Origin of the sequence: Imhoffiella purpurea, from assembly GCF_000585215.1 — a bacterium.
In the GTDB taxonomy this organism is placed as follows: Bacteria; Pseudomonadota; Gammaproteobacteria; order Chromatiales; family Chromatiaceae; genus Imhoffiella; species Imhoffiella purpurea.
This window is the reverse complement of sequence record NZ_AONC01000051.1, coordinates 1-8,288: the sequence shown is the minus strand read 5'-3', so window position 1 is coordinate 8,288 and position 8,288 is coordinate 1. Positions and strand designations below refer to the sequence as shown.

The 8,288-nt window shown below is 59.9% G+C and carries 5 protein-coding genes and 1 pseudogene; 1 reads left to right on the top strand and 5 read right to left on the bottom strand.

All coding sequences use genetic code 11. From position 1 onward, the window contains the following. Positions 1-241 precede the first annotated feature (241 nt). The 3 genes from D779_RS15825 to D779_RS15810 form a co-directional block, all read right to left on the bottom strand. Positions 242-1,432: a DNA cytosine methyltransferase gene (locus tag D779_RS15825; protein WP_052348190.1), complete on the bottom strand. Its 1,191-nt coding sequence runs from the start codon at positions 1,430-1,432 to the stop codon at positions 242-244. A 721-nt stretch (positions 1,433-2,153) separates the two neighbouring features. Continuing rightward, positions 2,154-3,293 (bottom strand): hypothetical protein, encoded by a 1,140-nt coding sequence (locus D779_RS15815; RefSeq protein WP_043755933.1) that lies wholly within the window; start codon positions 3,291-3,293, stop codon positions 2,154-2,156. Next, positions 3,290-5,599: a sensor histidine kinase gene (locus D779_RS15810; RefSeq protein WP_043755931.1), complete on the bottom strand. Its 2,310-nt coding sequence runs from the start codon at positions 5,597-5,599 to the stop codon at positions 3,290-3,292. Before D779_RS15810 ends, D779_RS15815 begins: the two co-directional genes overlap by 4 nt. Before the next feature lie 141 nt (positions 5,600-5,740). Between D779_RS15810 and D779_RS15805 the strand changes: the two genes are divergently transcribed. After that, positions 5,741-7,372 (top strand): Eco57I restriction-modification methylase domain-containing protein, encoded by a 1,632-nt coding sequence (locus D779_RS15805; protein WP_157726429.1) that lies wholly within the window; start codon positions 5,741-5,743, stop codon positions 7,370-7,372. Positions 7,373-7,374: 2 nt separating this feature from the next. Here D779_RS15805 and D779_RS15800 read toward each other — a convergent pair whose 3' ends face one another. Together D779_RS15800 and D779_RS15795 are read right to left on the bottom strand one after the other, a co-directional pair. Then, on the bottom strand, positions 7,375-7,791 hold the full coding sequence (locus tag D779_RS15800) for a very short patch repair endonuclease (protein WP_043755928.1): 417 nt from the start codon (positions 7,789-7,791) through the stop codon (positions 7,375-7,377). A gap of 171 nt (positions 7,792-7,962) precedes the next feature. Further along, a pseudogene (locus D779_RS15795) lies at positions 7,963-8,283 on the bottom strand (nitrogenase component 1); the annotation flags it as partial. Positions 8,284-8,288: the final 5 nt, after the last annotated feature.

Below are 8,288 nucleotides of genomic sequence, written 5' to 3'. Positions count from 1 at the left end.
GGCTTGGCGCAGCCGGTCTTGCCCTTCGCGTTATGAACGCAGGCCGGCTCGTCGAGTAGTGCGGCGATGTCTTTCTGCTTCATGAAAGGCTCCCGAAGGCATTCGTATGACAATTGTCATGCAGAGCCTATGCCAATATTTATTTGTTTGTTTTTGAAGGGTAAAATGCCGCGTTGGTCTGTTGTGTTCCCTACAATCGCATGGATTGCAGCAACTGCTACAAAGCGGGAGAGGTATCTGGTCAGCGGATATGTCGTTCGCCGGTCCGTAGTCCGGCAATCGATGACACTGCGAGTCTAGCCAGGTGAGATTCGAGGGCATCGAGAAAGCCCGTTGGATATCGAAGATTGCTGGCTCTGGCCCTTCGAAGGAAGCCTCCGAGCGCCTTTTCGGACAAATCCGGCCAGTCGTTCGTGTCCATGTCCGCAAGCCGGCCCAACGGCGTTTCGACGGGAAATGCGCTGGCTCCTGATGCGTGGCGCCCAGTGCCCATGTTCCAGGCTGCGTTCGGCCATTTCGCTCCGGCAGGCAACGGCCGGTCTTGGCTGGCGTCGTAGAAAGCGGGTGCCTGCAGTCTACGACCGATCCATTCGGCAACCGGAACCGATACCGCGTTTCCTACCAAACGCCAGCGATAGCGTCCGCAGCCCGCTTGATCGAGGGCTGCGGTCCAATCGGTTTCGAATCCTTGCAGCGTTTCGGCCACCTGAATCGGGGGGACAGCGACTCGCCCGTTCGGCAGCAGAACAGCGGGAGCCGAAGGAATTCCGAGGGCCGAACCGGCCTTCAGCGGTGGGATGGCGTTGCCCGTCAAACCATGTCCACTTTTTCCTTCCGTCCAATAGAATCCGATCGGATGCCCGAGATCTACCTGCGGTAGGGACTTGTCCACTCTTTCATCCGCCAACAATACCTGGCGAGGGTCGTTCGACGTGGAGGCGACGATGAATACGCGTCGACGTCTCTGGGCCAGCCCGAAGGATCGGCTGTCGACGACGCGATAGGCCCAACGGTAACCGAGCGCTTCCAGAGGGTCGAGGACGCCGGCGATGCCGCTGCCGTTTTGCAGGTGCAGCATGAAGTAGACGTTCTCGATGACCACCCAGGGAACGCGCTGCCCTTCGAGGAGCCGGAACAAATGGCTGACGATACCGCTCTTGGCCCCCGCGAGGCCCTTCTTGTCGCCGGCCATCGACAGATTTTGACAGGGGAAACCGGCACAGACGAGGTCGACGTCTGGAAGTGCCGCGAGATCTGCAACATCGGCAGACAGGGGAATGTTCCTGAATTTTTCCTTCAGAACGAGTTGGGCCATTTCGTCTTTTTCGCAGAGGAGGACCGTCTGGTGATCGGCTCGTGCAAGCCCTATTTCGAAGCCGCCTATTCCGGCGAAGAGGCCGGCGACGTGCAGGGTCTGGTTCGAGGCATTCATCGTGAGAGAAATAGGTTTTCACTGGGTCGCTGACTCTTCAGCGATGACCATGCAGAGCAGTCTCCGATGTCATCCAGCCAAACCAAATGCTCCTCTAACAGAGCCCGAAAGCGTTTCTGCTGCGACCTCGAGAAGCTGCGTATCCGCGTATGCCCAATCTGGTGTTCGCGCCAGCGGTCCTGAAATAGCTCACCCAGGAGGTAATCGAGACAATCTGCGGGAGAGATCAATAGCGACGGTAATCGTGGAACAGGAACATTTTCTTTGTTTGCGACTTGTGCGTGGAACGTAGGTCCTGGGGCGCCAGTGCTCGTGACTACGTCGATGTTCCACTTCTGAATGCAGTTGCTCTCGCAATCCATCGTGGAGGCAGGGTCTTCATCGATGATCTGGTGGATGGATATGACGGTGGACGCCTTACCGTCGTCGACGAGTTCTACCACGTTGTTTCCGGCACTTCGCATGGTCCATACAAAGCTGAGGCATCCCGCCAGCTTCTTACCCCTCCCATCTCTCTCGCAGTCGCCGTTGCTCAAGATGGTCCGTAAAGGGTCGTCGATCTGCCAGTTTCTGGTCTCATGTTTATTGCGCGCGATCATATCCAGCTGATCGGCTGCAGCCGATAGTTTGTTTTCGGAGCCCCGCCGGAGAAATCTCCCTGCGATCGTCTCGAGTTCCCTGAATTGCCGTTGCAGATCTGCTACGTTGAATCGCATCCCCATTACACGCCGTCCTCTCCGATGCGATCCCTATCCTTGCTCACGACAATTGCTCGGAGCTTTCGATCTCTCGCAATATCGTCGATTCGCACCCAAGGGGGCTCTATGGTGGGTGGCCAGAAGTCGGTTTGGATCTGGACAGCCGCGTCTATCGACGCGACTTGTCCTGTGAGCTCGAAGGTGTCAGTCGATACGACGAGAACGGGATCTGCGACTTCGATCGGTTGGGCCTTTTCTCCGATCGCGTCCGCGATCATCTGCCGAATGGCAGCGTTCGCGGGGGAGCGGCCTTCGGTCATATTCCACACGATGGCGTCTACGCCTGCCTTCCAATATCTCGTCGGGAAGAAGCTGGCAAGCGGTCCGCAATAACGGGCTCCTTCTAGACACGTGGCAAGGCTTGAGTCAGGGTTTCGATCGAGCGCAGCAGATAGACTGTCAGGGTCTAGATGTAACCGAACAGCAATTGTATCCAAGCCGACGAAGCAGCTCGGAAACGGCAGGGCTTCCTGAAGCAGCCATCTCATCATGCGTACCCGAGCACCTGGAGGTGAAAGGTCTTTCTGGACAGGGGGGCGTGTGTCCAGTACCTGTTCCAGGGCCAGGTCCTCCCAATTCGTTTCGTTCGGCAATTCCAGGAAGGTGCCGAGCTGCCGTTCGACTGACTCCTCGGGGCTGCCTATGTCTAGGTCGAATGCATCCAGCATGCCTTGGAGCTGTATCCCGAGCGTATCTTCGGTATCCGAGGGGAGCTGCTTGTCGAATATCCAGTCGACGTTCGCTCGCCGTGCAAGCATGTACGGGGCCACCGGGCAATCATCGAGTTGCTCTGCGAGTCGGGCGACCTGATGGGTATAGATGGTCAGCAGTGGCACGCTCGCACCTTGGTCGTGGTGTCGCCGGATCTTCGCTCGAAACCGCTCCAGAAGCTCCAGACCATCGAGCGGCGCAGAGGATGATGCGTCCTGATCGTGCAAACCGTAGTCCATGAGAACAATCTTCGTATCCTGCAAGACTGCTGAGATGGCTTCGTCATCGGCCACGTCACGGGGGCCTTTTTCGCGAACGGTACATCCATTTGCTTTCAGTCTGGGCAGGCCGGTCGGGAGGTCATCGTCGATGTAGAGGATTGGATCGCTCATGGGCTCTCCTGGATTCGGTTCGTATGAAATACGATCTGGATAGCTGCATCGAACCCGGGCGAAGGGTCGACGAAGGCGATTCGTGCGCCGTATTCATCGAGGATGCTGCGCGTGATGGTCAGACCCAGCCCCATGCCCTGGCCGAGAGCGGCATCCACCTGCGTCGTCGTCGATCGAAAGGGTTCGAACCACTTCTCCGAGCCTCTCGGTTCGACTCGGGCACCCGTGTTTTCGACGCGGATGCCGATCTCGCCATCCGGTGATGCGTACGCCGTCGCTTCGATATGGCCACCCTTTCTGGAGAATTTGACGGCATTGCTCAATAGATTGGTGAAGACGGCCGTCAGCTCCGCCGGGAACATCGGCGGGGACCGCAAATCCTCCTCGATGGCATTGACGATGGCGATGTCGCGTTTCTCCGCGGCATGACGAATCAAGCGACTGGCCGCCTCGAAACGGTCGCGAATGCCCTGGCGGGATCGGCGCCGCCGGGCATCGATCGAGGTGATGTCGACCAGATAGACCGCTTGGCGCTCGAGATTCTGCCGCAAGTCCTGCGCCGTCTCTCGTGCCTTCTTCAATTCCCGGCGATGACCGGGGGGCAAACCGTCCATCTGCAAGATGCCGTCGAGCTGACGCGTCAGCCCGACGGCCATTCCGAGCAGGCCGTTGATCTCATGGGTGAAGGCGGCCAGCTCGGTGCCGATGGACGCAAGCACCCTGAACATTCCAGCCTCCGCCGCAACCTCCTGAAAGCGCTCTTCGACCTTCGTCAGTGGGTCGCCACTACGTTCCATGGCTGCTTGTGCAAGCTCGACCCTGCCTGTCGCGATCGCCGCTCGCGCCTCTGCGATCGCCTCGTTGGCCTCCCGGAGGCTTTGGCCGATGGACCAGGCGCTCGGCTGATCGCGCACGTCCGCCTGCTCTACCGCCTGCTGCTGGCGCGAGGCTTCGCGACGGCGGGCCCGCTTGACCTCTTTGGTGGCCGCGTAGCGCACCCGAACCAACATGTCCGTGCCGAGCCGGATACGCTCTCTCAGGAATTCCAGTGCCGGACCCGGCAAGAAGCCTTCTCGGTTGACGAGCATCTGAAGGCTCGGGGCTCCTCGGTGGGTCAGGAAGACACCGCCGAAATAGGCTGCATTGCCTTGAAAGACCTTCTGCTCTTCCGGGTCGCCGACGAAAAAATCGTCGAAATCGGTCTTCAATCTTCGCAGAAAGCCTTTGGCCCGATTCGTGTAGTCGTAATTCAACAAAAGCCAATCGTCGGAGGATTCGCCGTAAGGCAATACCCTGAAGCCCTCCATGTACACGCGAATACCTTGGTGGCGTTTGTCCCAGACCTTGCCCGAAATCTGCATTATCCGGGCATGAAAGGCGGGGTGAGGCATGTTCTCTGGCAGATCGATCGCGAAATCGATGGCTTCGGCGTTAGGAAAGCGTTGACGGGTCTCGAGGGTCGGAACGATATGGTAACGAGCCGAATCGGTATTGCACTCGATCTCCAGAATCCAGCCAGCCGATGCAGCGACGCTCGCGCCCATGCTCTCCGAATAGGCAAGATCTCCCAACAGCTTGATTTGGAATTCCCCTGCCTCCTGATTGCCGGCATCGCGGACCCGGGGCCTAGGCAGGAACAGTGGTTCCGTGAGGATTCCGTCTGGAATCGGCTCGATCAGGACAGGGGACGGAACGAGTGTCGCAACGTCATCGTGGAACTTCGTGATCTTTCGTTCGGGCCATGCCTTCCGCAGCTTGGTGAGACGAATGCTGGTTCCGGCACCCGAACGATGCATGTCGGGAGGCAGTGGTTCGACCAAGACGGCATCGGAGCCCTCGAGCTCGTCGAGCGTTTGGTACCTCTCGATCGCATCCCAATCGATCTTGGCGTAGAGGTCGTCGCTGCCCGTTGGCAGTTGGATGCCGGTCGGTGGTGTGCCATCCCACTTCTGCGAGCGGATCTCGACCCGGCGCGCCAGCTTGTGGAGTGCCAGGCGTCCGATCCCCTTCTCGCCGGTATAGCGACGATCGTAGACCGGCGACCGCCTCGTTCCTTCCGATTTGCCGCGGGTGGCGATGCGCAGGAACCCCTTCCCGAACTCCTCGCGAGTCATCCCCACGCCATTGTCCGAAATCCTGATCTCGCCTTTGTCCGGGTCGCTCAGTCGCCTTCCCTCGACCATCACGGCGCTGGCATCGGCATCGTAGGCATTCTTGATCAGTTCGACGAGCGCGGTCGACTCGCGTCCGACGAGGAGTTCGCCGAGCTCGCGAAAGAGCTGGGTGTCGACGGTGAATTTTGCCATGAGCCGTTTCGAGGATGCCTGCTGGACTCGAGGTGCGGTATGCCCGAACCGGCGTCTCGCGCTCGATTCCGCGACCTGGACCGAGGAAGCCGCTATGATGCCGAGTTCGGGTCGGTTTGGATGGTGTGTGCCGGAGTACGCATGGGCAGCGAGATCACAGCATTAGACGTTGTTGGTGCGCGGGATAGCATGTCCTTGCGGGAAACCGCCGAGCTCCATGACCGTTGCGGTATTTTCACGAAGGATAGCACGGCGAGGTCGATGCTCGGAAACATCGGCTGGAGCGAGCGGGAGGATTTGTCCCAGGCCAGGTTTCTGGATCCCTGCATCGGCGAGGGCGCATTCATCGTTCCTGCCGTCGAGGCGCTGATCGCCTCCCTGAAGCGTACCGGAACACCCCTGACATCCGACACGCTCGGAGGACGTCTCCTCGGTGTGGAGGTTCATCGGCCGGCCTTTCTGAAGGCGAGGGAGGCCGTCGGGGCGACCCTGTTGCGGATGGGGATCGATGATGCCTTGTCGATGCGCCTGCAGGATGACTGGCTGCGCAATGACGATTTTCTCTTGCGCGATTTCCAGGATGCCACCTTCACCCATGTCGTCGCCAACCCCCCCTATCTGCGATGGAGCAAGTTGCCGCAGGGTCTGTCCGCGACCTATCGCTCTCGCCTTCCTCTGGCATGGACCTCGGGGGATCTTTCCGTCGCCTTCATCGCGAAGATGATCGATTTGACCGCGAATGGTGGCCGCCTGGCTCTGCTCTCCTCCGACCGGTGGATGCATGCGGCCTATGCCGAGAGGTTCAGGGAACAGTGGTTGCGGAAGGTTCGCATCGATCGTGTCGAAAAGGTGAATGCGCGCGAGGTCTTCCAGGCCCCGGTCTCTACCTATCCACTCATCGCCTTTCTGACCCGTGCAGATACCGGAAACGAAAGGCGTCCGACAGGGTTTCATTCGAGGGACGAAGCCACGAGTGCGATCGTCGAGGAATGGATGTCCCGGTTGCCATCGATCATGCAAGCGGGCTGCGAGATCCGTGTCGGTCCGGCATTGGGGCACGATAAGGCGTTCGTCGGCGGGGCGCTCGATGTCGAGGAAGAGCTTCTGATTCCTTTCCTGCGTTCGCGCGAGATCGTCGGCGATGGCATCGCCTGGGAGGGGGGGCAGGTGATCAGCGTCCACTCTCCCGGCGGTGGTCTGATCGATCTGCAGCGATATCCAAGGACAGCCAAGCACCTCGCGCGCTTCAGGCCGCATCTCGAAGGACGCGCTTGCGTCAAGAGAGACAAAGACACGGAGCGCTGGTATCGAACCATCGACCGGGTGGATCGAAGCCTCTGGGCGAGAGACAAGATTCTGGTCCCCGAGATCTACTGCGATCTCAAAATTGCATTGGACGAGGATGGCCGCGTACCTTCCCACAGTCTCTACGCGATCTTTTCCGAGCGTTGGCCCTTGTCGGTCTTGAGGGACTTGCTGGCATCCGGCGTGCTCGGGGCGGTGATGGACTGCATCGCGCCTCGGATCCGGGGTGGCTGCAAGCGCTGCTACAAGCGATTCCTATCGCGTCTGCCGTTGCCGCAGTGGGACGCTTTGTCACGAGAGAATCGGCAAGGTCTTGCGGAGAGCAGCGCCGCGGGAGATCGCGTTGGTTTCACCGAACGAGTTGCCGACATCTACGGCGTGGAGGTCGATGTGCTGTGGCCGCATGCGACCCACGACTGGCGCGGCTTGCGGGATCGACCGGGTGTCAAAGCCAACGATGGTATTTGAGCTCAAGGCCGCACTTTCGGGGTCGTTGCGACCTCACGGACGATCTCGTCCAAGGTCGCGTCGTCGAGGATCTCGCACTCCCATACGACCTTGACCTTCCAGCCGCTCTGGCGGAGCTGATCGGTCTTGCGGGTATCACGTTCCGTGTTTTCGGCGAACTTCTGCATCCAGTAGGCGTTGTTCGCCTTGGGCGTGGTCGTTCTCGGGCAGCCCTCATGGCGGTGCCAGAAACAGCCGTGGACGAAGATGATCAGACGCCGCCCGGGTAGGACGAGGTCGGGGCGTCCCGGCAATCGCCGGTCGTGGAGCCGGAATCGAACCCCCGCGGCGTGTAGCGCCTTTCGCAAGCGTATCTCGGGCCTGGTGTCCTTGCTTCGGACACGGCGCATCAAGGCGCTGCGTTCTTCGGTGGTTTGCATGGGAGGGAAAGTAGCAGTCCAGCATTCACCCAAGTATATAAGGTGGTTCTCAACGCTTGCAGCTGGTGAACTTCTTCAGCCGCTGGCGGTGCCTGATCTGGCGCTTGGTCAGCTAGTTGCGCTTGCCCTGGCAGGGATCGCTTCCGCTTTTGAACTCCAGCCTCAAGTGATCTTGATCGAATGGAAGAGCCGTTTTTCGCCGCGGCCCATGATGACGTCCTGCTCGGTCAGGTCGGTCGTCATGCCGATCTTGAAGAGCGTGGGGCCGCTGGAGCGGGCGCCCCGGTTGTCCCAGGATTTGCCCGCGCAGGCGATGGAGCCATGCACGATATGGGCGACGTCGCCGATCGAGAGCAGTGCGATCTGGGCCCCGTCGAAGGTGCAGCCGCCTGCCGTGGCGCACGACTTGGGCTTGGCGCAGCCGGTCTTGCCCTTCGCGTTATGAACGCAGGCCGGCTCGTCGAGTAGTGCGGCGATGTCTTTCTGCTTCATGAAAG

Bases quoted from the DNA above. Each gene is read 5' to 3' on its own strand.
- D779_RS15815 (WP_043755933.1), bottom strand. From the start codon at position 3,293: ATGAGCGATCCAATCCTCTACATCGACGATGACCTCCCGACCGGCCTG.
- D779_RS15810 (WP_043755931.1), bottom strand. From the start codon at position 5,599: ATGGCAAAATTCACCGTCGACACCCAGCTCTTTCGCGAGCTCGGCGAA.
- D779_RS15825 (WP_052348190.1), bottom strand. From the start codon at position 1,432: ATGAATGCCTCGAACCAGACCCTGCACGTCGCCGGCCTCTTCGCCGGA.
- D779_RS15800 (WP_043755928.1), bottom strand. From the start codon at position 7,791: ATGCAAACCACCGAAGAACGCAGCGCCTTGATGCGCCGTGTCCGAAGC.
- D779_RS15805 (WP_157726429.1), top strand. From the start codon at position 5,741: ATGGGCAGCGAGATCACAGCATTAGACGTTGTTGGTGCGCGGGATAGC.